General features: G+C 64.0%; 23 protein-coding genes, 1 tRNA gene and 1 pseudogene. 22 read left to right on the forward strand and 3 right to left on the reverse strand.

Annotated elements, in window-relative coordinates:
- Positions 1-9 precede the first annotated feature (9 nt).
- The 17 genes and pseudogenes from ABD767_RS00895 to ABD767_RS00975 all read left to right on the forward strand — a co-directional run bounded on the left by ABD767_RS00895 (position 10) and on the right by ABD767_RS00975 (position 17,270).
- Positions 10-990 (forward strand): glycosyltransferase family 2 protein, encoded by a 981-nt coding sequence (locus ABD767_RS00895; protein WP_344867674.1) that lies wholly within the window; start codon positions 10-12, stop codon positions 988-990.
- A gap of 389 nt (positions 991-1,379) precedes the next feature.
- A complete protein-coding gene (locus ABD767_RS00900; RefSeq protein ID WP_344867676.1) occupies positions 1,380-2,315 on the forward strand; it encodes a phosphotransferase in 936 nt (311 codons plus the stop codon).
- A gap of 2 nt (positions 2,316-2,317) precedes the next feature.
- Positions 2,318-2,518: a hypothetical protein gene (locus tag ABD767_RS00905; protein ID WP_344867678.1), complete on the forward strand. Its 201-nt coding sequence runs from the start codon at positions 2,318-2,320 to the stop codon at positions 2,516-2,518.
- 5 nt (positions 2,519-2,523) lie between these two features.
- The gene (locus ABD767_RS00910) at positions 2,524-3,789 is read left to right on the forward strand and encodes a glycosyltransferase family 4 protein (protein WP_425549878.1); all 1,266 of its coding nucleotides are present in this window, start codon (positions 2,524-2,526) and stop codon (positions 3,787-3,789) included.
- Positions 3,789-4,982: a glycosyltransferase family 2 protein gene (locus ABD767_RS00915; protein ID WP_344867680.1), complete on the forward strand. Its 1,194-nt coding sequence runs from the start codon at positions 3,789-3,791 to the stop codon at positions 4,980-4,982. Before ABD767_RS00910 ends, ABD767_RS00915 begins: the two co-directional genes overlap by 1 nt.
- 72 nt (positions 4,983-5,054) lie before the next feature.
- A complete protein-coding gene (locus ABD767_RS00920; RefSeq protein ID WP_344867682.1) occupies positions 5,055-6,047 on the forward strand; it encodes an acyltransferase family protein in 993 nt (330 codons plus the stop codon).
- 80 nt (positions 6,048-6,127) lie between these two features.
- Positions 6,128-6,268 (forward strand): annotated as a pseudogene (locus ABD767_RS00925) (type II toxin-antitoxin system HigB family toxin); the annotation flags it as partial.
- 7 nt (positions 6,269-6,275) lie between these two features.
- The gene (locus ABD767_RS00930; protein ID WP_344867684.1) at positions 6,276-6,650 is read left to right on the forward strand and encodes a helix-turn-helix domain-containing protein; all 375 of its coding nucleotides are present in this window, start codon (positions 6,276-6,278) and stop codon (positions 6,648-6,650) included.
- Positions 6,651-6,774: 124 nt separating this feature from the next.
- Positions 6,775-6,948 (forward strand): hypothetical protein, encoded by a 174-nt coding sequence (locus ABD767_RS00935; protein WP_344867686.1) that lies wholly within the window; start codon positions 6,775-6,777, stop codon positions 6,946-6,948.
- Between the two features lie 119 nt (positions 6,949-7,067).
- Positions 7,068-7,778, forward strand: a complete 711-nt coding sequence (locus ABD767_RS00940; protein ID WP_344867688.1) for a WecB/TagA/CpsF family glycosyltransferase — start codon at positions 7,068-7,070, stop codon at positions 7,776-7,778.
- 179 nt (positions 7,779-7,957) lie between these two features.
- Positions 7,958-8,689: a 2OG-Fe(II) oxygenase gene (locus ABD767_RS00945; protein WP_344867690.1), complete on the forward strand. Its 732-nt coding sequence runs from the start codon at positions 7,958-7,960 to the stop codon at positions 8,687-8,689.
- A gap of 326 nt (positions 8,690-9,015) precedes the next feature.
- On the forward strand, positions 9,016-10,530 hold the full coding sequence (gene xrtD, locus ABD767_RS00950; RefSeq protein WP_344867692.1) for a VPLPA-CTERM-specific exosortase XrtD: 1,515 nt from the start codon (positions 9,016-9,018) through the stop codon (positions 10,528-10,530).
- A gap of 202 nt (positions 10,531-10,732) precedes the next feature.
- A complete protein-coding gene (locus ABD767_RS00955; RefSeq protein WP_344867694.1) occupies positions 10,733-13,198 on the forward strand; it encodes a tetratricopeptide repeat protein in 2,466 nt (821 codons plus the stop codon).
- Between the two features lie 6 nt (positions 13,199-13,204).
- Positions 13,205-14,038, forward strand: coding sequence for an ExeA family protein (locus tag ABD767_RS00960; protein WP_344867696.1), 834 nt, complete (start codon positions 13,205-13,207; stop codon positions 14,036-14,038).
- 253 nt (positions 14,039-14,291) lie between these two features.
- The gene (locus ABD767_RS00965) at positions 14,292-15,047 is read left to right on the forward strand and encodes a hypothetical protein (RefSeq protein WP_344867698.1); all 756 of its coding nucleotides are present in this window, start codon (positions 14,292-14,294) and stop codon (positions 15,045-15,047) included.
- 398 nt (positions 15,048-15,445) lie between these two features.
- On the forward strand, positions 15,446-16,207 hold the full coding sequence (locus ABD767_RS00970; RefSeq protein ID WP_344867700.1) for a hypothetical protein: 762 nt from the start codon (positions 15,446-15,448) through the stop codon (positions 16,205-16,207).
- A 319-nt stretch (positions 16,208-16,526) separates the two neighbouring features.
- Positions 16,527-17,270, forward strand: a complete 744-nt coding sequence (locus ABD767_RS00975; protein WP_344867702.1) for a hypothetical protein — start codon at positions 16,527-16,529, stop codon at positions 17,268-17,270.
- Positions 17,271-17,344: 74 nt separating this feature from the next.
- On the opposite strand, the gene epsA is transcribed toward ABD767_RS00975, so the two are convergent.
- Positions 17,345-18,157 carry an XrtB/PEP-CTERM-associated transcriptional regulator EpsA gene (gene epsA, locus ABD767_RS00980; protein ID WP_103044827.1) on the reverse strand — a complete coding sequence of 271 codons (813 nt, stop codon included), beginning with the start codon at positions 18,155-18,157 and terminating at the stop codon, positions 17,345-17,347.
- 504 nt (positions 18,158-18,661) lie between these two features.
- On the opposite strand from epsA, the gene ABD767_RS00985 reads away from it, so the two are divergent.
- The 3 genes from ABD767_RS00985 to ABD767_RS00995 all read left to right on the forward strand — a co-directional run bounded on the left by ABD767_RS00985 (position 18,662) and on the right by ABD767_RS00995 (position 20,976).
- Positions 18,662-20,074 carry a mannose-1-phosphate guanylyltransferase/mannose-6-phosphate isomerase gene (locus ABD767_RS00985; protein WP_344867705.1) on the forward strand — a complete coding sequence of 471 codons (1,413 nt, stop codon included), beginning with the start codon at positions 18,662-18,664 and terminating at the stop codon, positions 20,072-20,074.
- Positions 20,075-20,197: 123 nt separating this feature from the next.
- Entirely contained in the window at positions 20,198-20,473 is a 276-nt protein-coding gene (locus tag ABD767_RS00990; protein WP_344867707.1) for a type II toxin-antitoxin system RelE/ParE family toxin, read from the forward strand.
- A 254-nt stretch (positions 20,474-20,727) separates the two neighbouring features.
- Positions 20,728-20,976 (forward strand): helix-turn-helix domain-containing protein, encoded by a 249-nt coding sequence (locus ABD767_RS00995; RefSeq protein ID WP_344867709.1) that lies wholly within the window; start codon positions 20,728-20,730, stop codon positions 20,974-20,976.
- A gap of 451 nt (positions 20,977-21,427) precedes the next feature.
- Here ABD767_RS00995 and ABD767_RS01000 read toward each other — a convergent pair.
- Positions 21,428-21,503, reverse strand: a tRNA-Lys gene (locus tag ABD767_RS01000).
- A gap of 83 nt (positions 21,504-21,586) precedes the next feature.
- Entirely contained in the window at positions 21,587-22,564 is a 978-nt protein-coding gene (locus ABD767_RS01005) for a GMP reductase (RefSeq protein ID WP_103044782.1), read from the reverse strand.
- Between the two features lie 211 nt (positions 22,565-22,775).
- Between ABD767_RS01005 and ABD767_RS01010 the strand changes: the two genes are divergently transcribed.
- Together ABD767_RS01010 and ABD767_RS01015 are read left to right on the forward strand one after the other, a co-directional pair.
- Positions 22,776-25,166, forward strand: a complete 2,391-nt coding sequence (locus ABD767_RS01010) for a UvrD-helicase domain-containing protein (protein ID WP_344867712.1) — start codon at positions 22,776-22,778, stop codon at positions 25,164-25,166.
- Positions 25,167-25,203: 37 nt separating this feature from the next.
- Complete coding sequence (locus ABD767_RS01015) at positions 25,204-26,601, forward strand: chloride channel protein (protein ID WP_344867714.1); 1,398 nt, start codon at positions 25,204-25,206, stop codon at positions 26,599-26,601.
- Positions 26,602-26,609 lie beyond the last annotated feature (8 nt).

Genomic DNA, 26,609 nt, shown 5'->3' on the forward strand with positions numbered 1-26,609 from the left:
GCGGATGAGGTGAAGGGATCTCTTGGCCTGGTCGTCATTGGCCGTAATGAGGGCGAGCGTCTGCGCGTGTGCCTACAGTCGGCGCTGGGCGGCTGTCAGGCTGCGAGCGCCGGGCGCACGGTGGTGTATGTGGACTCGGGCTCGACCGACGGTTCGGTGGCGCTGGCGCGCAGCTTGGGCGCGCGGGTGGTGGCACTGGACATGGCCCAGCCTTTCACGGCGGCGCGGGCGCGCAATGCGGGGCTTGAGGCGCTGCGCGGGCACGACCCGGCGGTGCAGTGGGTGCAGTTCGTCGATGGTGACTGCGAGCTGCTGCCCGGCTGGCTGAATGCGGCGCAGGCGTTTTTGCGCGATCACTCCGGCCATGCCGTCGTCGCCGGCCGCTTGCGCGAGCGCCATCCCGAGCGCTCGGTATTCAACCGTTTGTGCGACATCGAATGGAACACGCCGGTGGGCGACGCCAAGGCCTGCGGCGGCATTGCCATGATGCGCCTGGCGCCGTTGCAGGCGGTGGGAGGGTTTCGCGAAGACCTCATTGCCGGCGAAGAGCCCGAGCTGTGCGTGCGTCTGCGCGCTGCCGGGTGGAAGGTGCACCGGCTGGGCGCCGACATGGCGCTGCACGACGCGGCCATGCTGCATTGGCGCCAGTGGTGGCGGCGTACCGTGCGCGGTGGCTTTGCCTTTGCACAAGGGGCGTGGCTGCACGGTCAAGCGCCCGAGCACCACTGGGTGGCCGAGACGCGGCGCGCGCTTTTGTGGGGTGCTGCATTGCCGCTGGCGGCATTGGTTGGCGCCGCCGTGTTGGGGCCCTGGGGGCTGGCGCTGCTGCTGGTTTATCCGCTGCAAGTGCTGCGCCTGGCGCGCAAGCTGCGCGACGTGCCGCGCGCCTTTTTTCTGGTGGCGGGTAAATGGGCCGAGGCCTGGGGGGCGCTGCAGTTTTATGCAGGGCAGTTGCGCGGGCGCAGGCGAGAATTGATTGAATACAAATGAGCGGAGATGAAATCCACTTCCTGCCTTTTGTGACCTTGATTGGCAAGCTGTCTCAGACTCCTTCCCCCTCTGGGGGAAGGCGGGGATGGGGGCTAGTACAGCAACCTAGAAATAGAGGAACACAATGAAAGCGATGGATTCACGCCCAGGGCAAGGCGTAAACCGCAGCGATAGCCGTAGCTATCGTGAGGATTTGCAACGCCGCCATGGGTGCGAAGACGCGCTTTCATGTTTCGATATTTCCAGGTCGCTGTACTAATGTGCCGGCAACCTGCTTGCATAGGTGCGCGGCCCCCACCCCAACCCTCCCCCAGAGGGGGAGGGAGCAAAAGAAGGCATCCGAGATGTGTCAGACCACTCTTAGAACACGTTCTTACAACCGTTGATTCATGAACCTTGTTAACACGCCCGATTGGGAAGAAACGCTGCGCGAGCAAGCCGTGCGGGCTTTGCGCGACGCCGCGCCGCAGGCCGCCGTGCCGCAATCGCTCGGCGACCTGCCGCTGACGCTGCTGAGCCACAACCGCTCCGTGGCCGATGGGCAGACGGCTTATCTGCTCGGGCAGGCGCTGGTGCTGCTTGTCTCGGCCGCGCAGTTTCCGGACGCGAGCGCTATCGAGGTGCAGAAGATGGCCGACATGCGGGCCTGTCTTGGCGCGCCGGCGGGGCGCGTTGTGCTCGACGTGCAGGGCCATGGCCGGGCGCAGGGGCGCTCGTTTCTGATCGTGCCGCGCTGCAAGCCGCTGGCACAGGGACGTATTGCGCGGCGTGTGGCGTCTTGGCGGGTGCGGGGTGACCTGCTGCAGTGGCTGCGTGAGCTGACGGCGCTGGCGCAGGCGCCCGATGCCGCAACGCAGCAGGAGTTTCTTGCATCGCTGGCGGCGCTCAGCGCCATGGCGCTGCTGCCCGACGCCCTTCGGCATGCGGCGCAGCAGCAGATGGAGCGGCTGCAAGCGGGGCAGGTGCAGGCGCGCCACATGCCCATGCATGGCGATTTGTGGACAGGCAACGTGATGCACCGCCCGGACGGGCGCCTGGCCATCATTGACTGGGGCGGCAGCGTGGTGCGCGGCTACGGTGTGTATGACCTGATTCGCGCCGCTGATTCGCTGGGCTTGTCCCGCCGCCGCCTGGCGCGCGAGCTGGACTGGCACGCGCGGGCGCTGGGTGATGCGCAGCAGGGCGCGCAACTGCACCTGCTGGCGGCGCTGGGGTATTACGCGCGCCATCTGGGCGAGTTTCCGGCGCAGCAATTCGCGGTGTTGGCCAGCCGCTGTTGTGCGCGGCTGGAGGCGGCGCTGGGCCGCCCGCTCTCATCGTGCTGACCATGCTGACGGCCATCAACGTATCCGACGTCAGCCCCGCAAGCGACGACTTCACGGCGCTGGCAACGCGCCACCCGCTCTGCTGGGTTCGCCTGAGCGGCCTGCCCGCCGGGCGTGTGGAGCCGCGCATTGCCGCACTGCGCGTGCAGCGCCACTGGGCTGACTATCTCGACGCCTTTATCGATCAATCTGTCCTTTGCTGAGTTTCATGCCATCTGACGTTTCTCCTGCCTCTTTGGCGCCCTCCGCAGGGCCCGCCGTGTTGGCGTACTTCATCAACCAGTACCCCAAGGTCAGCCACAGCTTCATCCGCCGTGAAATCCTCGCGTTAGAGGCGCAGGGCGCGCGGGTACACCGGTTTGCCCTGCGCGGCTGGGCCGATGCGGTGGCCGATCCGCTCGATGAGCAGGAGCGCAGCCGCACGCGCTTTGTGCTGCAGCGCGGACTGGCCGGGTTGTTGGCACCGATGGCGCGGGTGTTTGCCGCGCAGCCGCTGGCCTGGCTGCGCGCGCTGGTGCAGGCGTTGCGGCTGTCGCGCGGGGCAGACCGGCCCTGGCCGCTGCACCTGGTGTACCTGGCCGAGGCCTGCCAGCTGCTGCTGTGGCTGCGCGATTGCGGCGCGCAGCATGTGCATGCGCACTTTGGCAGCAACTCCACCGAGGTGGTGATGCTGGCGCATGCGCTGGGCGGGCCGGGTTACAGCTTTACCGTGCATGGGCCGGAGGAGTTCGACAAGCCCCAGGCGCTGCACCTGGCCGCAAAGATGCAGGCGGCGCGCTTCGTCGTGGCCATTAGCTCGTATGGGCGCAGCCAGCTCTATCGTTGGCTGCCGGTCGATCAATGGGGCAAGGTGCAGGTGGTGCATTGCGGGCTGGATCAGGCGTTTCACAGCGTGCCTGCGCAGCCCGTGCCGCAGGCGCCGCGCCTGGTGTGCGTCGGCAGGTTGTGCGAGCAAAAAGGCCAGTTGTTGCTGGTGCAGGCGCTGGCGCTGCTGAAACAACGCGGCGTGGGGTGCGAGCTGGTGCTGGCGGGCGACGGCGAAATGCGCCCGCAGGTGGAGGCCGAGATGGCGCGCCACGGCCTGCAGGCGCAGGTGCGCATTACCGGCTGGATTGCGTCAGACCAGGTGCGCGATGAGTTGCTCGATGCCCGCGCACTGGTGCTGCCCAGCTTTGCCGAGGGGCTGCCGGTGGTGATCATGGAGGCCATGGCGCTGCGCCGTCCGGTGCTCAGCACCTATGTGGCCGGTATTCCCGAGCTGGTGCAGCCGGGGCGCACGGGCTGGCTGTTCCCGGCGGGCGACGTGCAGGCGCTGGCCGATGCAATGGCCGAGTGCCTGGCCGCGCCGGCGGCGCAGCTCGACGCGATGGGCGCCGCCGGGCGTGAGCGGGTGCTGCAGCGCCACGATGTGGATACCGAGGCGGGCAAGCTGCTGGCGCTGTTTCGCGCCCAGCCGCTGGAGGGCGCGCGGTGATGGCCGGCCTGCTGTGGGCGTTGCTGGCCCTGGCGGCGCTGCCTGTCGTGGTGTTGTGGCTGCAAGTGTTGCTGGCCTGGCCGTGGCGCGGCGCCGGCCTTCCGACGGCGCAGGCGCGAGAGGAGGGCGGTGCACCGCGCTGCGCCGTGCTGGTGCCGGCGCACAACGAGGCGCAAGGGATTGGCGCGACGGTGCGCCAGCTGCGCCTGCAGCTGGCCGAAGGCGACACCTTGCTGGTCGTGGCGGACAACTGCACCGATGCGACGGCCAAACTGGCGCGCGAAGCGGGAGCCACCGTGGTGGAGCGCCAGGATGCGACGCGGCGCGGCAAGGGCTATGCGCTAGACCATGGGGTGCGGCATCTGGCGGCGCAAACCGGCCCGATGCCCGAGGTGCTGATCATCGTGGATGCGGATTGCGTGCTCTCGGGGGGCGGCCTGCACGCCTTGGCACAAAAGGCTTTGCACGCGAATGCCCCGGTGCAGGCGCTGTACTTGATGGACGCTCCGGCCGAAACCGGCCTCAAGACCCGCGTTGCTGCCTTTGCCTGGCGCCTGAAGAACTGGGTGCGCCCGCTGGGCTGGCGGTCAGTGGGCGCGCCTTGCCAGCTGATGGGCACGGGCATGGCCTTTCCGTGGGCCATGGCGCAGCAAATGCAGCTGGCCAGCGGCGAGTTGGTGGAGGACATGCAGCTGGGCATAGAGCTGGCGCTGGCGGGCACGCCGCCGCAGTTCTGCCCCGCCGTGCTGGTGACCAGCGTCTTTCCCACGGGCGCGCAGGCGGTGCAGAGCCAGCGCACGCGCTGGGAGCACGGCCACCTGGGCATGATCGCCGCGCAGGCGCCGCGGCTGTTCGCGCAGGCGCTGCGCCGCCGCGACGCCCGCCTGCTGGCGCTGGCGCTGGATCTGGCCGTGCCGCCGCTGGCGTTGCTGGCGCTGCTGCAATGCGCCGTGCTGGCACTGTGCGCGCTGGCGGCGCTGCTCGGCCTGGGCTGGGGGCCGCTGTGGGCAGCGCTGGCCTGCCTGGGCTTGTTCACCATGGCGGTGAGCATGGCATGGTGGGGCTGGGGCCGCGCCGTGGTGTCGGCGCGTGACCTGCTTTTTGTGCCGCTGTACGTACTGGGCAAGCTGCCGCTGTATGTGGGCTATCTGTTCAAGAGGCAAAAAGAGTGGGTGCGGACGGATCGGAAGTAAATGGGGGGTGATCAAGGAAAATGTGCATGCGGCCAGATCAAATTAAAGTTTGGTCGGGTTTGAGGGAATCCAATGAAACCGCACTGGCAAATTCAAACGCCACCTCCCCCGAATTTTGACAGTGTTCGTGGGCTGGCCATTCTGCTATTGGTTTTTTATCATGTGGTGGGCAATAGTCCCACGCGGGGTTTGCATTTGCCCATGGATTCATGGTGGCATCTATGGATGGATTCTATGGAGCTGATACGTATGCCAGTATTTACCATTTTGTCTGGTTATTTGTATGGCATGCGAAGGGTTTCCGCGGCTGAATTTTTCGCCTTTGCTGGAAAGAAATTGAAACGATTGGGAATTCCGTTGATCGGATTGACGGGGTTGACGTTGGTGTTGCGTAATTGGGTGTATGGGATAACACCAGATTGGAGCGGGGCTTTTTTTGGGTCGTATGAGCATTTTTGGTTTTTACAGGCATTGCTGATTGTTTTTGTCATCGTGTCGTTCGTCGATGTTTTTTTGCTGCCGGGGGTGATGGGGATTGCGCTGTGGGTCATCGCGGCCGCTATTGTTTCGGCCTTTGTCCCCGTGCATGGGCCTTTCAGTGTCGGGCAAGCGGTTTATCTTTTGCCTTTTTTCATTGCGGGAATATGGATCCACGAGTCAAAAATCGTTTTTCAGCGTGAGAGGTGGGCGGGTTTGTTTGTAGTGGCGGCGGTGCTGCTTTGGGTGGCCCATGCACTTGGGGTATGGGGGTACTGGTCGCCCATAGAGAGAAACAGCCTTTTGGGGACTGTGGCAGGCGTCATGACCTGCATTGCTTTATTGATATTTTTCCCAAAAATAAATTTTTTTCATCGACTTGGGCATTATTCGTACACCATATATCTATGGCATGCCATGGGCTTGGCTGCGGCGCGCATTACGGCCGTGGCGATGGGGGTTGAAAACCTGTTTGTTGTATTTGCAGTCAGCGCGGCGGGGGGATTGCTGGGGCCTGTGCTTTTGCACGTGCTGATTGCGCAACGTCCGGTGTTGTCGGTAGCTTTGCTGGGGGTATCAAAAAAATGATCTGAAAGCTCCCAGTGGGGTACGGCGTAACAGGCACTGGGGCATCGGGCTGGTGTTCAATTTGGTGACAATTTGGCCCCCTGTTCAACATCAAGGGCAACGACTACCGGCTGATCGTGGCCTTTGCCTATCGCATGCAATGGGCATTCATCAAGTTCGTCGGTACGCATGCCCAATACGATCGGGTGGATGCCGCCACCGTCGATCAATCCAAGGAGTGACGCAGATATGCAAGTTCATGCCATTCGCAGTGAAGCAGACTACCGTGCCATGCTGGCGCGCGTATCCAAACTGATTGACCTGGATCCGGCGCCAGATACGCCTGAAGGCGAGGCGTTGGAGGTGCTGGGCACGTTGGTGCAAGCCTACGAAGCACGGCGCTGGCCCATCAACGCGCCAGACCCCATCGAAGCGATCAAGTTTTACATGGAGCAAACGGGCCTCACGGTGGCCGACATGGTGCCCTACATCGGGCCGCGCAACCGGGTGTATGACGTGCTTGGCGGCAAGCGCCCGCTGACCATGCCGATGATCCGGCGCCTGCTCTCCCTGGGCATCCCGGCCCAGGCGCTGGTGGGCGCGCCCGAGCCGGCGATGACCTGACGATGCTTTGCCCTGGCCGAGACCAACTCGGCGCGCGCAGTTTTGACAAAAATCCGACGTGGTTTGTTATTGCTTTCTTGTTCGATGGGGAGGGGCTGGCAAGAGTCCATTCGAGTTGCTGCCGATGTTGCCGCGCTTGACCGTGGAGCGTGCGCGCCAGCAGTTGCACACTACGTTTCCGACCGCCAATGCGGCGGTGCAGGTGCTGGAGCGGCTGGGTATCGTGCTGGAAGTCACAGGGCAGAAGAAAAACCGCAGTTACAGCTACCGGGCTTATATAGATCTTTTGACGCAATGATGGCAAATCGATTGACATTCATCCCTTCCCCCCTCTTTGAAGCGCCGCACGCAAGACGCTGCGTGACCGTAGCTGGATTGCCTTTTGACGTGGTGGATACCGCTGCCGCGGCGGCTGCGTTGAGCAGGGCCGTCCGCGATGGGCAGCGGCTGTTTCTCTCCACACCCAATCTCAACTTTCTGGTGGCGGCGCAGGCCGATGCGGCATTTGCCGAGTCTGTGCATGCGAGCGACCTGAGCGTGGCCGACGGCATGCCGGTGCTGTGGCTGGCCCGCCTGCAGGGCACGCCGCTGCCCGAGCGCGTGGCCGGCTCCACCTTGTTTGACGAACTGCGCTGTGGAGCGGGGCGGGCTGTGCTGGGCCGCCCCATCAAGGTGTATTTTTTTGGCGGGCCGCCCGGCGTGGCGCAAAAGGCGTGCGATGTGCTCAATGCTGAACATGCGCAGGGGCGTGGGCACATGCTGGGCGTGGGCGCGCAAAGTCCGGGTTTTGGATCGGTAGAGGAGATGTCGGACTCGGCGGTGATTGATGCCATCAACGCCAGCGGCGCCGACTTTTTGGTGGTGGCGCTGGGAGCCAAGAAAGGCCAAGCGTGGATCATGCATAACCGCGGCCGCCTCACCATACCGGTGGTCAGCCATTTGGGCGCCGTCGTCAACTTCGTCGCCGGCACGGTGCAGCGCGCGCCGCTGGCCTGGCAGCGCCTGGGGCTGGAGTGGCTGTGGCGCATCCGCCAGGAGCCACAGCTTTTCAAGCGTTATTGGAGCGATGGCTGGGCGTTGTTGCGCTTGGTGGGGCAGGCGGTCGCGCGCAGGAAAGGAACTGGATGATGGTTGTGTGGGGTTGTGTAGCAGCGGCGGCAGCCGTGCCTATACCTGTTGCTGCACGGTAGAGTGTTACCGTACCGAGGAATTGTCTTTACCAAGGATGAATCAATATGAATAACCGCATTCAACTGGCTAAATTGTCCCCCGACGTGGTGCAGCGCGAGCCATTTTCACATTTGTGCGTGGACGATATCCTTGATCCTGCGTTTGCTGAGGAAATCTGGCACGCCTTCCCGTCGTACACCGAGGCGCAGCAGGTGGGCCGCGAGTTTGCGACGGTGAACGAGAAGAAAAAAATCCAGATTACCGACTTTCGCAAGTTTCCCGCGCCGATTCGTGAGTTGCACGACCTGCTTGCGTCGTCCGAGATGGTGGCGCTGGTTGGCAGGTTGTTCGAGATTGACAACCTGCTGGCCGATCCCGATCTGAACGGCGGCGGTATTCACGAGACCAATGCCGGTGGACATCTGGACGTGCACATCGACTTCAATCTGATTGAGGACAAGCAGTGGCACCGCCGCGTGAACCTGCTCTTCTACTTCAACAAGAACTGGAAGGAAGAGTACGGCGGCTACCTGGACTTGTGGGACAAGGAGGTGAAGAACCGCTGTGGCTATATTGCACCGCGGTTCAACCGCATGGCAGGGTTTGCCACGGGCCGGCACAGCTGGCATGGCGTGACGCCGGTGCAGTGCCCGCCGGGCGAGATGCGCAAGTCGTTTGCCGTGTACTACTACACCACGGAGCCGCCAGCGGGTTGGGATGGCCAGCGGCATTCCACCATCTTCAAGGCGCGCCCGGACGAGTGGATGAAGGGCAACGTGGCCATGCCGATGGAGTCGGCGCTGCGCAGCATCCAGGGCGGGGTGCGCGGGCTCAAGCAGGGAGTCAAGGGGTTGATTGGCAAGCAGTAGGGCGGGCCGAGGGCGTTTGTTCCTTCCTCCTTTGGGGGAGAGCCAGGGTGGGGACCGGCGCCGTAGGTTGTTTCAACCGTTGTCATCATGGCGTGCTGGCCCCCATCCCAACCTTCCCCCAAAGGGGGAAGGAGCCAAGCGGCACCGGGCTTGGTTTGGCATCTTGTCGCACCTGAGTCACGAATGAGCTGATCGGACTAGCGTGGTGAACTTGTAACCAATCGAGTCACCAAAGCAAGCTGCTAGCATCCCCCGATTCTCGGATAACACTTTTGGAAGCATTTGTGACGCAAAGCCCATCCCCTCGTTTTGCTCGTAACGAACAGTTGCTTGTTCTGGGCGTTTTGCTGGCTTTCGTCGCGTTTGCCGGCGGCCTTATCGAACTGGTGGGGCGCTGGTACAAGCAAGAGGAGTACAGCCACGGCTTTTTCCTGCCGCTGATCACGCTGTTTTTGCTGTGGCACCGGCGCAAGGTGCTGGTGCAAAGCCGGGGCCAGCCGTCGGGCTGGGGCGTGGTGGCGCTGGTTATTGCGGCGCTCATGCTGGTGCTGGGCGAGGTCACTGCGATTTTTCTGGCCATTCAGCTGGCGTTTCTGCTGGCGCTGGTGGGGCTGATCCTGTGCTACGGCGGGGTGTCGCTGCTGCGTGTCACGCTGTTGCCCATTGCGTTTCTGCTGTTCGCCATTCCGCTGCCGTATTTCATCGACTCGCAGCTGTCGTGGCGGCTGCAGCTGGCGTCTTCGGGCATAGGCGTGGGCATTTTGCGTTTCCTGGGTTATTCGGTGTACCTGGAGGGCAACGTCATCGACCTGGGTGCGTACAAGCTGCAGGTGGTCGAGGCCTGCAGCGGCCTGCGCTACCTGTACCCGCTGCTCAGCCTGGGTTTTTTGATGGCCTACACCTACCCGGCGAAGTTCGTCTGGCGCGCGCTGGTGTTTCTGTCGACCATTCCGATCACGGTGCTCACCAACAGTGCCCGCATTGCCATGGTGGGCGTGCTGGTCAACCGCTGGGGCAGCGGCATGGCCGACGGGTTTTTGCACTACTTCGAGGGCTGGGTGATCTTCATCGTCTGCCAGCTCATTCTGATGGGTGAGGTGTGGCTGATCGAGCGCTTCACGCACAGGCGCAGCATGTTTGAGGTGCAGCAGTTTCCGATGCCCTCGGTGGTGCAGCCCAGCGGCAAGGGCTTCACGGTGCGCATGTCGCGCCCGCTGCTGACGGCCGTGGTGGTGCTGGCCCTGGGCTGGGCCACGGCGCTGACGGTGGGCGGGCGCGAGGAGGTCAAGCCCATTCGCACCAGCCTGCGCACCTTTCCGCTGGCGCTGGGCAACTGGCGGGCGGTGGAGTCGTCGCTGTCCATCGAGGTGGAGCAGGCGCTGGGCTTTGACGACTACGTGCTGGCCGACTACCGCGACGACCAGGGCGATTTGCTCAACTTCTACGTGGCGTACTACGGCTCGCAGCGCAAGGGCGTGTCGCCGCACTCGCCGCAGGTGTGCATTCCGGGCGGGGGCTGGGTGATTTCGGGGTTGTCCACCACGGCGGTGCGGCTCAACGACGGCACGCCGCTGGACGTGGTGCGCGTACTGATCGACAAGGACGGGCAGCGCCAGCTGGTGTATTACTGGTTCGAGCAGCGCGGGCGCCACATTGCCAATGAATACCTGATGAAGTGGTATTTGCTGCAAGACGCGATTGTGCGCAACCGCACCGACGGCGCGCTGGTGCGCGTGGTTACGCCACTGCGCCAGAACGAGCCCCAAAGCGCCGGCGACGAGCGCCTGACCGCCTTCATGCGCCTGGCGGTGCCGATGCTGGGGCCGTTCGTGCCGCAATAGAACGTGCTCACGCTCTTGCCGCGGCTGACTTACTATCCAAAGACGGAAGATCCTTTTCCCCGTCATTGCGGCTTTTGCTGCAATGATGGAGCAAGGAAATTCCTGCCTTTGTGTGGACAGCGAGCTGCGGAAAGATCGTGAACACGCTCTAAGACATAGATAGCCAGACAGACGGATAGATAGAGAAAGAAAGGGAAGCACCATGGATCAGCAACGCACAAGCGTGGGCGCCAAGGCGACGGGTGGGGCGGCGGGCAGGGCGGCGGCCAGGGGCTGGCAGCGCCGCCTGGGCGTGGCCGCTCTGGTGGCGGTCAGCCTGGGGCTGGCGGCTTGTTCCTCGCCCGAGGACAAAGTGGCCTCGTTCTACAAAAAGGGCCAGGGCTACATGCAGTCGGCAGACTACGTCAAGGCCAGCCTGGAGTTCAAGAACGCGCTGCAGATCAACCCCAACAACGTGCCCGCCATGTACGGCTTGGCGTTGATTGCCGAGCACAACAGCAACTGGGATCAGACCAACGCGCTGCTGCGCCGCGTGATCGAGCTCGACTCCCAGCACCTGCAGGCGCACATCAAGCTGGGCAAGCTGCTGCTGGCCGCCGGCCGCGCCGAGGCGGCCAAGGAGTACAGCGACGCCGCCATGGCGCTGGCCCCGACCGACGCAGACGTGATTGCGCTGCGCGCGGCCATCGTGTTCCAGCAGGGCGACCGCGCGCAGGCGGTCGAGCTGGCCAAGCAGGCGCTGGAGCAGCGCGCTGACCAGACCGACGCGCTCGTCGTGCTGGCCACGGCGCGCATTGCCGACGGCGACATCGACGGCGGGCTGGCGCGGCTGGACGAGGCGCTCAAGACCAACGAGCGCGACCTGGCGCTGCAGCTCATCAAGGCGCGCACGCTGGAGAAGGCCGGCCGCCTGGACGACGCCGAGGCCACCTACCAGAAACTATTGGGCTTCAACCCCGGCAGCAAGGAGATGCGCCACCTGCTGGCGCAGTTCTACATGGCACACGGCAAGCCGGCGCAGGCCGAGGAGCAGTACCGCGCCGCCGCCAAAGAGCACCCGGACGACCTGCAGGCCAAGCTGGACGTGGTGCGCTTCATCGGCGGCACCAAAGGCCCGCAGGCCGCTGCCGACGAACTGCAGCAGCTCATCGTCGCCCAACCCAAACAGCTGGAGCTGAAGCTTGCGTTGGCCAGCCTGCGCAAACAGGAGGGCCAGCTGGACGCCGCCCGCGCGCTGTGGAGCGAGGTGGCCGACCAGGCTGGCGACGAGGCGGCCGGCCTGTCGGCGCGCGCCGCGCTGGCCACCGACGCGCTGGCGCAGGGCGACAAGGCCAGCGCCGCGCGCCAGCTCTCCGACATCCTGGCCAAGGACGCGCGCAACGAGCAGGCGCTGGTGCTGCGTGCCAGCATTGCGATGGACGAGCGCCGCCTGGACGACGCAGTGGGCGACCTGCGCACCGTCTTGCGCGACACCCCCGCATCGGCCCAGGCCGCCGCGCTGCTGGCCCGCACCTACGAGCTGCAGGGCGCGCCCGAACTGGCGCAGGAGCAATACGCCCGCGCCGCGCAAAACAGCAAATACGCGCCCATCATTGCCATGCCCTACGCCCAGTTTCTGGCCAGCAGCGGCAAGGAGCGCCTGGTCGAGGGCGTGCTGCGCGAAGTGCTGCAGGCATCCCCCCAATACCTGCCCGCCTACCAGATGCTGGCGCAAACCTACCTGAACCTGGGCAACCTGGAAGGTGCAGCGCAGGTGGTGCAGGCCGTGGCGCGCCTGCCGGGCCAGGAGCTGGCCACGCTGCAGCTCACCGGCGCGCTGGCCGCCGCCCACGGCAACTGGGACGCCGCCATTACCGCCTACAAAAAGGCGCATGAGCTGGCGCCCGCCGACCTGCAGTCCGTCGCCAGCCTGCTGGGCACCTACCAGCGCGCCGGCATGGCCCCGCAGGCGCGCGCCTTCATGCAGTCGGCCGTGGCGGCCGCGCCCGACGCACTGCCGCTGCGCCTGATGCAGGCCCAGCTGGCGCAGCAGACGGGCGACGCGGCAGCCGCGCGTAAGGGTTTTGAGGACGTCATCGCTCGCGACCCCAAGAACACCGGCGCCTACCTGGGCCTGGCCAGCCTGATGGACGGCAACAAGCAGCCCGAGCAGGCCGACCAGGTCATCGAGCAGGCGCTGCAACAACTGCCCGGCCAGTTCGAGCTGCGCACCATGCGCGCCGGCCTGCTGCAGCAGATGGACAAGAATGAAGACGCCATCGCGCTGTACGAGCAACTGCTCAAAGAGCGCCCCAACGCCGACCTGATCGCCAACAACCTGGCCAGCCTGCTGAGCGACGCGCCCGGTGCCGACCAGGCCCGCTACGACCGCGCCTACGAACTGGCGCGGCGCCTGCGCGGCAGCAGCGTGCCCCAGTTTCTGGACACGCTGGGCTGGGCCAGCTACCGTGTGGGCCGCTTCGAAGAAGCCCACGCGCCGCTGCGCGACGCCGTCGCCGCCATGCCGCAGTCGGCCAACGCACACTACCACCTGGGCATGAACCAACTGGCGCAGAACAACAAACCCGGAGCCCGCAAGACGCTGCAGCAGGCGCTGGATCTGGCTGCCAAGAGCGACAGCCCCGCCCCCTGGCTGGACGACGCCCGCAAGGCCTTGGAAGGGCTGTAAGCAAGCATGTACGAAGCGTTCTACGGACTGCGTGAAAAACCCTTCACCATCCAGCCCGACCCCGACTTTCTGTACTTCGGCAAGCGCCACTCGCTGGCCTTCACCATGCTGCAGTACGGCGTGGAAAACCGCGTCGGCTTCACCGTCATCTGCGGCGAGGTCGGCTGCGGCAAAACCACGCTGGTGCGCCACCTGCTCAACACCCTGGGGCAAGGGCTTACCGTCGGGCTGGTGTCCAACACCCACCAGGACATCGCCGACCTGCAGGAATGGGTGCTGCTGGCCTTTGGCCTGCCCTACGACGGCATGACGCCCGTGGCGCGCTACGACGCCTTCCAACGCTTCCTGATCCAGGAATTCGCCGCCGGGCGGCGCGTGGTGCTCATCGTCGACGAGGCGCAAAACCTGAGCAGCGGCGCGCTGGAGTCGCTGCGCATGCTCTCCAACATCAACGCCGACAAGGATCAGCTGCTGCAGGTCATCCTGGTCGGCCAGCCCGAGCTGCGCGCCAAGCTGCAGCAGCCCGAGTTGCGCCAGTTCGCCCAGCGCGTGGGCGTCGACTTTTTTCTGCCCCCGCTCACGCCCGAAGAAGTGGCCAAATACGTGCGCCACCGCCTGCACGTGGCCGGGCGCGAAGAGCCGCTGTTCACCGACGAGGCGCTCACCCTGATCGCCCAGGCTACCGGCGGCATACCGCGCTCGGTCAACATCCTGTGTGACATGGCGCTGGTCTACGGCTTTGGCGCCGACATGGCCACCATCGACTCGCCGCTGGTGCTTGAAGTGCTGGCAGACCGCCGCAACTTCGGCGTGCTCGAAGTCGACCTGCCGCTGGAGTGAAGCACCCTCCGGGCCTGCCCCGCGCGCGGCAGGCTCAGGCAAGAACGATGCGCAGTTCGTGGCTGCCTCGAACCCGTCATTAGCCCATTAGCCCATTGGAACCCCCAGGAACACCCTGGGAAACCGGGCGCTGGCGCCGCTGTAGCGGCCGGCCTAGTCCAATGGACTTATTGTTACAAGCGCTCCCCCCTCGTACATTGAATTCCGTGAAATTCAACTTTGCCGTATCGGCATAACCTGGAGGGCAGCAATCATGAACATTTCGTACAAATCGCTGACGGTATCGCTTGGAGCTGTTGCTCTGGCTTGTGCCGCAACCACGGCGTCGGCAGATACGGTGGATGTGAAATACAACAGTGCACAGTGGGGTTCGGTAGCGAGCACAATCCATGACCATAATCAATCGCCGTATTCAATCAATACCAACGCCGGTGCTTTCAATATGGCAATCGACAATCCAGTTCCATCTCCGGGTATTTTGAGTGGATCTTCCATCATTGCTTGGTGCGTTGAACTGACAGAATTCCTGAATACCAGTAGTACGGTGACGTACGACGTGAGTTATGCAACGCAGGCGTGGGCGGCTGACGTTACACGACTGTTCAACGCGTTTTATAACGATGTTGTGGCTGCCGGTACTAACGTGATGTCCGCCGCGATGCAATACGCTATTTGGGAGTTGGTGACGCCTGGTAATAATTGGAATGTCAGCAACGTAGACGGCGTTGGCTTTCACGTTTCTTCGACTGGCACCGGCGTCAATGCGGCTAAAACCCAAGCCGATGCGTGGTTGACTGATTTGAAGAACGACTCAGACCTTGGCGCTACCGGTAAATACCGTGTGGTTTCCTTGACCCATGAAGGTGCACCAGGTACACAAGACTTGATCACCATCAGCGAAGTCCCGCTGCCCGGCGCAGCGCTGATGTTCCTGTCGGCCCTGGGTATTGGCGGCCTGGCACGCCGCAAGAGCGCAGCGGCCCAGCCTGCCGAGGCGCTGGCAGCCTGACCAGTAGCTTGACTTGACCAATCGCTGACGCGTTAGCTGCGTGGGCGGAACCTCAAAGCCGGCCGGTGTGCAAACACCGGCCGGCTTTTCCATGGGCGCCGCGTTGTGAAGAAAGCGTCGCCGCTGGATTGCGGCCTTCGCCGCAATGATGGAGGAGGGGAGTTCCGGTCTTTGGGCACAAAGCGAGCCGCGGCAAGATCGCGGACGCGTTCCGTGCAGAGGTTGCACATTCGTGCTTTGAGAGGGAAAGAGACAGGGCGAACATGTGGATCTGGAGGCATAAGCGTTGGCAAAAGACTATTTTTAGTCCGATCGGCCCATTGTTACATTTGCCCATTTTTACGTAACATCCACACACAGTTGTTCGATTTCTTTTTTCCTTCTTGAAAGCATCCATCATGAAATATTTCAGCAAGACCCTGACGCTCACCCTCGGCGCCGTGGCCTTGTCCTTCGCTGCAACGTCCGCGTCGGCAGACACCGTCCAACTGCGCTACGACGGCGCCAACCACAAGCCGTTCGTCAGTGAAAAGATCGACGTAAAACCCGGCGCAGGAACCAACTTCAAGACCACCGACGTCGGCCAGTTCAAGATGACCGTGCAGAAAGGCGGCGACAGCACCACGTTCACGCAGGGCCAATCCATCCTGGCATGGTGCGTTGAAGTCACGCAAAGCGTGAAGAGCAGCACCCTTTACACCATCGAAACCGCCACTCAGAGCTGGACGAGCGCGCTGACCCGCCTGTTCGACAAATACCTGGACAAGATCACCAACAGCGTCACCTCGGCTGCCATGCAACTGGCCATCTGGGAAATCGTTGGCGGCGACACGAAGCTGAATCTCGGCGCCGGCAACTTCCAGGCACAAACGCCCAACGGCGGTTGGGATGCATGGACAAACAGCAATTCCTACAAGGCCATCAATCAAGCGCAAGCCTGGCTCAACGACCTGTACAACGGTGGCGAGGTGGAGCGCAAGTGGGAAGTGGTGCACCTGACCAGCGCCGGCGCGCAAGACCTGGTGGGCGTCACCCCCTACATCGCGATCAGCGAAGTGCCGCTGCCCGGTGCCGCGCTGATGTTCCTGTCGGCCCTGGGCGTTGGCGGCCTGGCACGCCGCAAGCGCGCTGCAGCCCAGCCGGCAAAGGCGCTGGCTTGATTGGCTGAAGCGCTGCGGCACGGGACGACGGGTCGCACATGAAAAACCGGCCGGTGCTATTGGCATCGGCCGGTTTTTGATTTTGGGCGTGGATTGAAAACATTTGCAAAACCAACGGGCGCAGCCAATAGCCATCTGGGTTTGACCTTATCCTGCGGCGGCCCGGTTGATGTGGTTGATGCATTAGGTAGTTAATGCCTTTTTGAATGCATGCGGTGCAGTGTTAGTCCATTCGGATCATTGTGATGCGGATGGAACATATCGTAACATCAACCAACAAATAGTCGATTTTCGTTTTCTTTTTCAGAAGGCATTCACCATGCAATATTCCTGCAAGACCCTGTCGCTCACCCTCGGCGCCGTGGCCTTGTCGTTCGCGGCATCCTCCGCCTCGGCTGATACCGTCAAGCTGGGCTACCACGGCCTGAATTACAAGGTAATTCAGACCCGGGTCGACACCGATCCGGGTGCGGGTACGAACTTCGTGCGTGCCGACACGGGCATGTTCAACATGTCCGTGCAGACTCCCGATGCTGGTGGCATCTTCAAATCCGGCCAGACCGTGCTGGCCTGGTGCGTCGAGGTGACCCAGTCGGTGAGCGAGGGCATCGTCTACAACATTGCCACCACGGGCCAGAGCTGGACTAAGTCGATCACCCGCCTGTTCGACAAGTACTACGACCAGGTCAAGAACAGCATTACCTCGGCCGCCATGCAGTTGGCCATCTGGGAAATCGTCGGCGGTGACGCCAACCTGAAGCTCAGCGACGGCAACTTCCAGGCGAAGACTTCGTATGACAGCGACCCGAAGAACAATACGGATTCGAACAAGGCCTACACGCTGGCGCAGAAATGGCTCGATGAGTTGAACGACGGCGACGTGGCGCGCAAGTGGGACGTGGTGCACCTGACCAACGGTAAAGCGCAAGACTTGGTGACGGTGGTTCAGATCAGCGAAGTGCCGCTACCCGGCGCCGCGCTGATGTTCCTGTCGGCCCTGGGCGTCGGCGGCCTGGCACGCCGCAAGCGCGCCGCCAAGCCGGAGCTGGCCCTGGCAGCCTGATGGTTGTGGTTTGATGCGCAAAGAGGCCGGTTTCGACCGGCCTTTTTCATGCTGTATCAGGAGGGTGCGCTGCGTCAGCGCGCGATCTGGTGGCGGTGCAGCTCTACCTTGGCAACCGCCTGGGCGCGGTTGAGCACGTCCAGCTTCTTGAAGATGCGCTGCATGTGGTTTTTGACGGTAAAGGCGCTGATTTCCAGGATGGAGCCAATCTCCAGATTGGTCTTGCCCAGGCGCACCCATTCCATGATTTCCATCTCGCGCTCGCTCAGCCCGCACAGCGGGACCGTAGTGTCGAAGGTGTCGTCAAGCACGGCACCACCGCCTGCACGGGAGCGGTCGTAATACTGCTCGGGCAAGTGGGCGACCTGGCGAAACGCGGTGTCGATGTAGGGCAGCAGAAAGCGCAGTGCGTCGCGCGCCTTGGCCGTTCCCAGCTTGTCCGGGCCCAGCAGCAGGTAAAGGCAGTCATGGCGGCCGCGCTGATCCTTGAAGCCGTGCACCAGTCCGGTCTGCATCTTGCCCAGCGCGTGGGCGGTGGTTTCATCGTCCAGCGCGTCCAGGCCGACGTTGTCGCTGCGGTCGATGCAAAACGGCGTGTGCCCGCAGCCGACCCACTGGGCAAACAGCATGCTGGCCAGCGGCTGCACGCGTTTGTCGTCAAACGTGTCGGTGCGCACGCCCTTGAGTGAGGAGACGACGTCGTGGCAGACCTCGCCCTGGGTGAAATCTCCCCACACGGCAATCATCACGTCGTGCGGCAAAAAGCTTTGTACGTCCTCTTGCAGCCAATGGAACAGCTCATAGTGGCTGTGCACGGTCAGCGAGCGCTGCACCGACTGCAGCAGCGGCGTGAGTTCATCGATCGTCAAATGCGACAACAGAGACATAGTTGTTTCTCTCCCTGGGGGCGGGCGCAATCCATGGGGCGCCTTGCAATGTCGCCAGCGCCCAGCTGCGTTGCGTTTCTTGTTTCATTGTTGTGTTTGCGGACGGTGAAAAGCGTGTTGGGCTTCCGGGACGTCTTGCTGGTTTCTGCAGCCGGTCTTGCCGTGGTGTGCGCAGGTGAAGCGGGGCTTCCATGTTGTCCGTCGTTCCGTACAAGACCTCGGTGGGCCATCCCCAACATGTCGAAAGCGGCAGAAATCTTTGTGCTTTCATTTTGTCGGAATTGCAAGTAACTGTGAGTGTGAGGATGACAAGCATAAGCCCAGTGACGGCTGTATGTATAAATTTGCAACAAAAGCAACAACCAACATCGTACTTTGTCGTATTCACAACACGATGATCCGTTTTCGCTCGTTATACCATTCAGCGCATGAGCGGCCTGTGGGTGCACACGCAAGGCTGCTGGCCTTGGTGGCCCTTTTTTACATTTCAAATTGTTTCAGACCATGATTCATCCCGTCATTCTCTCCGGGGGCAGTGGCACCCGCCTGTGGCCTTTGTCGCGCGCGGCTGTGCCCAAGCAGTTGCTGCCGCTGGCGTCCGAGCTGTCGCTGCTGCAGGAGACGGTGCAGCGTTTTGCCGGACAGGAGGGCTTTGGCGCGCCGCTGGTGGTGTGCAATCAGGAGCACCGCTTCTTGATTGCCGAGCAGTTGCGCCAGTTGCAGGTGCAGCCCGAGGCCATCGTGCTCGAACCCGTGGGGCGCAACACCGCGCCCGCGGCCACGATTGCCGCGCTGCGCCTGACGGCGCAGGACGCCGACGCCGTGATGCTGCTGCTGCCCGCAGACCATTTGATTGCCGACGTAGCGGCGTTTCGCAGCCTGGTGGCGCAGGGGCTTGGGGTGGTGCGCCAGGGCTATCTGGTGACTTTTGGCGTGGTGCCCCACCAGCCCGAGACGGGCTATGGCTATATCCAGCAGGGTGAGGCGTTGGGCGGCACGCCAGCGCGGCGCATTGCCCGCTTTGTCGAAAAGCCCGGCGCCGAGGCCGCTGCCGCGATGCTGGAGCAGGGCGGGTATTTCTGGAACAGCGGCATGTTTCTGTGCTCCTGCCAGCGGTGGCTGCAGGAAATGCGCCGCTTTCGCCCGGACATCGTGCAGGCGTGCGAGGCGGCGCTGGCCGGCGAGCGTGCCGACCTGGATTTCTGCCGCCTGGACGAGGCCGCGTTTGCCGCCTGCCCGTCCGACTCGATCGACTATGCGGTGATGGAGCGCACCGACCGCGCCGCCGTGCTGCCGGCCGACATTGGCTGGAACGACATTGGCGCCTGGTCGGCGCTGTGGTCGGTGGGCGCAAAGGACGCGCGTGCCAACGTGGTGCGTGGCGACGTGTGGTTGCAGGACGTGGACACCAGCCTGGTGCGCGCCGAGTCGCGCATGGTGGCGGCCATCGGCGTGCGCGACCTGGTCATCGTCGAGACGGCGGACGCGGTGCTGGTCGTCGACCGCAATCGCGCGCAGGACGTCAAGCAGGTGGTCGATGCGCTCAAGCAGGCCGGGCGCAGCGAGCATGTGTTCCATACCCGGGTGCAGCGCCCCTGGGGCTGGTACGAGGGCGTGGACGTGGGCGAGCGCTTCCAGGTCAAGCGCATCTGCGTCAAGCCCGGCGCGTCGCTGTCGCTGCAGATGCACCATCACCGCGCGGAGCACTGGGTCGTGGTGCGCGGCACGGCGCAGGTGGTGCGCGGCGACGACAACCTGCTGGTGACCGAGAACGAGTCGGTCTACATACCCCTGGGCACGCGCCACCGGCTGGAGAACCCGGGCAAGCTGCCGCTGGAGATCATCGAGGTGCAATCCGGCAGCTACCTGGGCGAGGACGATATCGTGCGCTACAGCGATGCCTATGGGCGCAGTTGAGTGCCGGGTTGTTCGGTGCGCGACAGGCGGGCGGTTTGGCATTCAGGCCGAGCCGGGCAAACGGCGCGCGGTGCGGCTTGACCGAGTGCAGCGCGGCCTGCAGCCGGACGATGCCAAGAGCCTATGGCAACGATTGGAGCAGGGATTGTGGAACTGCGCATATGGGACGCAGCCGGGGCGTTCCGCGTGGTGTATGTCGTCAAGCCGTCCGCTGCCATCTACGTGTTGTACTGCTTCCAAAAGAAAACCCGGCAGACGGTTAAACGCGATATTGACCTAGGGCCTGTAACGCTATTTTTGGCGGTGCGAACATACTCAGAACGGCGTCAATCGAGACGTGCGACGCAGCTAGACCGGGTGTCTGGACAAGGAGCGCAACGAAGAGTGGCGCCGTTCTGAGTATGTTCCCTTCGGGTTGCGATCAAAAGAGCCATCACCGGCGTTGCCAGCCTTGCCAAGGGTGGCACCTTGGCTGCGGCTGGCGCCTTGGCGAGTGGCCCTTTTGATCACAACGCATCCGTCAAAAATAGCGTTAACAGGCCCTGGCCCGAGTCCAATGCAAAGCCTTTATGGAGGAGATTGCACCATGACCACTCAGCGATTCGCCAGCGTGTGGAATGCCATCGAAAACACCTCCGGAGGAGGCGGCCAGCATGCGCGCGCGATCTGAGTTGATGATGCATCTTGCCGAGGCCATCCGCGCGCAGAGCCCGACCCAGGCGCAAGCTGCCGAGTTGTTCGACGTCACGCAGCCGCGTGTCTCCGGCCTGATGCGTGGCAAGGTAAACCTGTTTCCACTGGACACCCATGATCGACATGGCAGCCACCGCGGGTATGGCGCCAATGGTGAAGGTCACCATGCACCAGGGTGCGCGCCGGCGCGCGTGCCGTGGTACGCCTGAAGCAGGCTTGACGAATACGCACTATGTCATTGCTCAAAGGGGCAAGCCATTCGGCGAGTCCTGGTCGAAGGCGTAGAAAAAGGTCAGGCTTACGAACGAGGATTTGATTGAGATGGCGTGCACCCACGGGCGCGTCTGGCGGCACAGCAGGTCAAGGCTTCAGAGCGTGTTTACGATCTCAAAACCGTTTTGGCTATTTGCAAGACTTTCCGCGTGCCCCGTCATTCCGGTGAAAGCCGCAATCCTGCGACGACGCATCTTCGCAGCGAGGGCTGGATACCGGCTTTCGCCGGTATGACGGGGAATCGTCACGGCGCGCTGCTTTGAGGAGACTGCTTTTGCGGGGCAGCAGGCACCATGAATAGATCGTGAATACGCTCTTTTGGGTTGCCTGAATGTGAAGATAAAAAAGCGCACTATCGTTTTGATAGTGCGCTTTTTTTGTGCAGCTTGGTGGGCCCTGAAGGATTCGAACCTTCGACCAACGGATTAAGAGTCCGCTGCTCTACCAACTGAGCTAAGAGCCCGTCGCGGAGATTGCCGCGAAGCCCTGGATTATGCATCAATTTTTCGGGACGTCCGGGAAATTGATGCAAAAAACCAGCTTGCCTTACATCAGCAGGTGCTCGGCCGCGTTGGTGCCGCCCAGGATGACGTAGTTCACCTTGCGGATGTCCATCAGCTGGGTGCCGCCGGAGTAGCTGATCGAGCTTTGCACGTCTTGCTCCATTTCGATGAGTGTTTCGGCCAGCTTGCCCTTGATGGGCTCCAGGATGCGCTTGCCTTCGACGTGGCGGTATTCGCCCTTGTTGAAGTCGCTGGCCGAGCCGTAGTACTCCTTGAACAGCTTGCCGTCGACTTCCACCGTCTGGCCGGGCGATTCCTCGTGGCCGGCGAACAGTGAGCCGATCATGACCATGGTCGCGCCAAAGCGCACGCTCTTGGCGATGTCGCCGTGGCTTCTGATGCCGCCGTCGGCGATGATGGGCTTGGTTGCCACGCGTGCGCACCACTTGAGCGCCGACAGCTGCCAGCCGCCGGTGCCAAAGCCGGTCTTGAGCTTGGTGATGCAGACTTTGCCCGGGCCCACGCCCACCTTGGTCGCGTCGGCGCCCCAGTTCTCCAGGTCGATCACCGCCTCGGGCGTGGCGACGTTGCCGGCGATCACGAAGGAGTCGGGCAGGTGCTGCTTGAGGTAGGCGATCATGTCGCGCACGCTGTCGGAGTGGCCGTGGGCGATGTCGATGGTGATGTATTCGGGCGCCAGGCCTTCGGCCTTGAGGCGGTCGACGGTGGCGTAGTCGGCCGGCTTGATGCCCAGCGAGATCGAGGCGAAGCAGCCCTGGGCGTGCATGCCCTGCACGAACTGGACGTTGTCCAGGTCGAAGCGGTGCATTACGTAGAAGTAGTCGTTCTGGGCCAGCCAGATGCAGATTTTCTCGTCGACGACGGTCTTCATGTTGGCTGGCACGACCGGCAGCTTGAAGCGCCGCCCGCCCAGCTGCACGCTGGCGTCGCACTGCGAGCGGCTTTGCACGCGGCATTTGCGTGGCAGCAGCAGGATGTTGTCGTAGTCGAAGATTTCCATGGTTCCAAGCTCCATCGGTGGCGTGCACCGGCGAGGGATTTCGCCGGCGCTGGGCGCTTGGCTTGGCTCCGGTTTCGCGCCACGCGGGCGCAAAAAAACCGGGCGACAAGAAACTTGGGCCCGGTGGTTGATTGTATGGCAGTCGTGCATCAACCCGCCACGTGAACCCGGCTGGCGGCGCCGGTGCCTGGCCCTTTCTACAATGCGGGCCATGTTTTCTGATGAATTGGGCGCCGGCACCCACGAGCCGCTGCTGGCAGGCCTGAACCCCGAACAACGCGCCGCCGTGACCCTGCCTGAGGGCCATGCGTTGATTCTGGCGGGTGCCGGCTCGGGCAAGACACGGGTGCTGACCACGCGCATTGCCTGGCTGCTGCAGACCGGGCGGGCCACGCCCGGCGGCATTCTGGCCGTGACGTTTACCAACAAGGCCGCACGCGAGATGCTCACCCGCCTGTCGGGCATGCTGCCGATCAATGTGCGCGGCATGTGGATTGGGACGTTTCATGGGCTGTGCAACCGCATGCTGCGGGCGCACCATAAGCTGGCGGGGCTGCCGCAGGCCTTCCAGATCCTGGACCAGCAGGACCAGCTGTCGGCCATCAAGCGCCTGTGCAAGCAGCACCAGGTGGACGATCAGCGCTTTCCGCCCAAGCAGCTGCAGCAGTTCATCGGCAGCTGCAAGGAGGAGGGCATGCGCCCGCGCGACGTGCCGCAGCACAACCCGGCCATGCGCCGCCAGGCCGAGATCTACCAGCTGTACGAGGAGCAGTGCCAGCGCGAGGGCGTGGCTGACTTTGGCGAGCTGATGCTGCGCAGCTTCGAGCTGCTGCGCGACAACGACCCGATCCGCATGCATTACCAGCGGCGCTTTGCGCACATCCTGGTCGACGAGTTTCAGGACACCAACCGGCTGCAGTACCGCTGGCTCAAGCAGCTGGCCGGCGACGAGCAAAATGGGCAGCTGCGCACCATGGGCAGCGTGATGGCCGTGGGCGACGACGACCAGAGCATTTACGCCTTTCGCGGCGCGCGCGTGGGCAATATGCAGGACTTCGTGCGCGAGTTCGACGTGCGCCAGACGATCAAGCTGGAAGAAAACTACCGCTCCTACAGCAACATACTGGACTGCGCCAACGCCTTGATTGCGCACAACGCGCGCCGTCTGGGCAAGAACCTGCGCACCGCGCAGGGGCCGGGCGAGCCGGTGCGCATCTTCGAGGCGGCCAGCGACTTTGCCGAGGCGCAGTGGATGGTCGACGAGATCCGCGCGCTCACCAGCGCCGGCATGGCGCGCCAGCAGATCGCGGTGCTGTACCGCAGCAACGCGCAAAGCCGGGTGATCGAGTCGGCGCTGTTCAATGCCGGCGTGTCCTACCGTGTCTATGGCGGGCTGCGCTTTTTCGAGCGCGCCGAGATCAAGCACGCGCTGGCCTATCTGCGCCTGCTGGAGAACGTGCACGACGACACCAGTTTTGTGCGCGTGGTGAACTTTCCGCCACGCGGCATTGGCGCGCGCACGCTGGAGCAGCTGCAGGATGCAGCGCGCAGCGCGGGCTGCTCGCTGCACGATGCGGCGGCGCAGATCAAGGGCGCGGCCGGCGCCAAGCTGGGCGGCTTCGTCGCGCTGATCGAGGTGCTGCGCGAGCAGACGCAGGGCCAGAGCCTGCGCGCCATCATCGAGCGGATGCTGGACGCCAGCGGCCTGGTCGAGCATTACCGCAGCGACAAGGAGGGCGAGGATCGTATCGAGAACCTGCACGAGCTGGTCAACGCCGCCGAGAGCTTTGTCGTGCAGGAAGGCTTTGGCCGCGACGCGGTGGCGCTGCCGCTCGACGAGCAGCGGGGCAGCGGGCTGACGCAAAGCCCGGTCAGCCAGGGGCTGGATCCGAGCCAGCCGGCCGCGGGCGGCTTTATCGACCAGGACACGGGCGAGACGCTGTCGCCGCTGGTGGCATTCTTGACGCACGCGGCGCTGGAGGCGGGCGACAACCAGGCCCAGGCCGGCCAGGACGCGGTGCAGCTGATGACGGTGCACGCCAGCAAGGGGCTGGAGTTCGACGCGGTGTTCATCGGCGGCCTGGAGGAAGGCCTGTTTCCGCACGACAACGCGATGAGCGACCAGGCGGGGCTGGAGGAAGAGCGCCGCCTGATGTACGTGGCGATCACCCGCGCGCGCCAGCGCCTGTACCTGAGCCACGCGCAGACGCGCATGCTGCACGGGCAGACGCGCTACAACGTGCGCAGCCGTTTCCTGGACGAGTTGCCGCAGGAGGCGCTCAAGTGGCTGACGCCGCAGCGCGCCGGAGCTGCCCAGGCGCGTGGCGGTGCGGGCGGTGGGTTTTCGGCCTGGAGCGACGCGGCGCCCAGCCGCTTTGGCTCCAAGGGCGAGGTGTTTGCCTCTCCCCCGGTGCCGCCGCAAAAGGCGCAGCCGGCGCACGGCCTGCGCGTGGGGCTGGCGGTGTTTCACACCAAGTTCGGCGAGGGCAAGGTGCTGGCCATCGAGGGCAGCGGCGACGACGCGCGCGCCCAGGTGCACTTTCCGCGCCACGGCACCAAGTGGCTGGCGCTGGCGGTGGCCAAGTTGACGGTGGTCGATTGAACCGCTGCGCGCGTGGGCCAAATCAGCAGGAGTTTTTTTGCGCAAACTGCGTTTCCATCCGACCGAGCCATTGGTCATGCTGGCCACCATCGTCCAGTGGCTGGTGCTGGCTACGGCCGTCGGGGCGCTGGTGGGCACCGCGTGCAGCCTGTTTCTGGGTCTGTTGTTTCTGAGCGAGGGGCGGCTGTACGGCGCGCCGCTGTGGCTGCTGGCACTGGTGCTGCCGCTGGGCGGGCTGGCCAACGGCCTGCTGCTGCACTACGGCTACCGCATCGGCGCCAGCAACCTGAAGGACGAGCCGATCGCCGCAGTCAACGAGCAGGCCGGGCGCATGCCGTTCAAGACGCTGTGGGTCAAGCCGGTGGCGGCGCTGGTCACGCTCGGCTGCGGTGGCTCGGCCGGCAAGGAGGGGCCTTGCTCGCACGTCGGCGCCGGCATTGCCGCGGGCGTGGGCCAGGCACTCAGGCTCAACGGCGAGTTGCGCAAGCGCCTGGTGGCCTGCGGCGTCAGCGCCGGTTTTGCCAGCGTGTTCGGCACGCCGATTGCCGGCGCGATCTACGGCGTCGAGATGCTGGCGATCGGGCGGATTCGCCACGACTTTCTGTTTCCAGGCATCGTCGCCGGCGTCACCGCCTTCGTCGTCAGCCGCTGGTGGGGCGTGCCTTATCCCGAGTTTGAGATCAGCTTCGATGCGCGTTTCACCCAGGTGCTGTTTCTCAAGACCGTGCTCGTCGGTGTGCTGTGCGGCCTGGCGGCGCTGTGCTTCGTCGAGCTGCGCAACGGCGTGCGCGCGGTCTTCACGCATCTGCAGCAGCGCCTGGCGCTGTGGCCGCCGCTGCTGCCGGTGATAGGCGGCGTGCTGCTGGTGCTGCTGCTGGTGTGGGTGCCGACCGACTATCTGGGCCTGTCGCTGCCGATGATGGATCGCGCGCTGCAGGGCGAGAGCATGCCGGCGCTGGGCTTTCTCTGGAAGGCGCTGCTGGTGGCGGTGACGCTGGGCAGCGGCTTCTATGGCGGCATCGTCACGCCGCAGTTCGTCATCGGCGCGGTCACCGGCAGCGCCTGTGCGCCGCTGCTGGGACTGGAGCCCGCGCAGGGCGCGGCCGTCGGGCTGGTGGCGGTCGTCGCGGCGGCGTCCAACACGCCGATTGCCGCGGTGCTGATGGGCGTGGAGCTGTTTGGCGCGGGCTCGATCTGGTACGTGTCGGGCGCGTGCGTCGCGGCGTTTCTGATGATTGGCCACCGCAGCGTCTACCCGGCGCAGCACCTGGCTTACGCCAAGTCAGCCTGGATCGTCGCCAGGCCCGACCTGCCGGTGGGCCAGGAGAAGGTGCAGCTGTCCTACGGCATGCTGCGCTGGTGGGGCGACAACCTGCGCCGCTTCAGGCGCTGGCATGAAGCGCGCAAGCAGGGCCGGCCGCCGGGCGGCGGTTAGGGCGTGGC

The sequence above is a fragment of the Comamonas faecalis genome (assembly GCF_039538025.1).
Lineage (GTDB): Bacteria > Pseudomonadota > Gammaproteobacteria > Burkholderiales > Burkholderiaceae_C > Comamonas_C > Comamonas_C faecalis.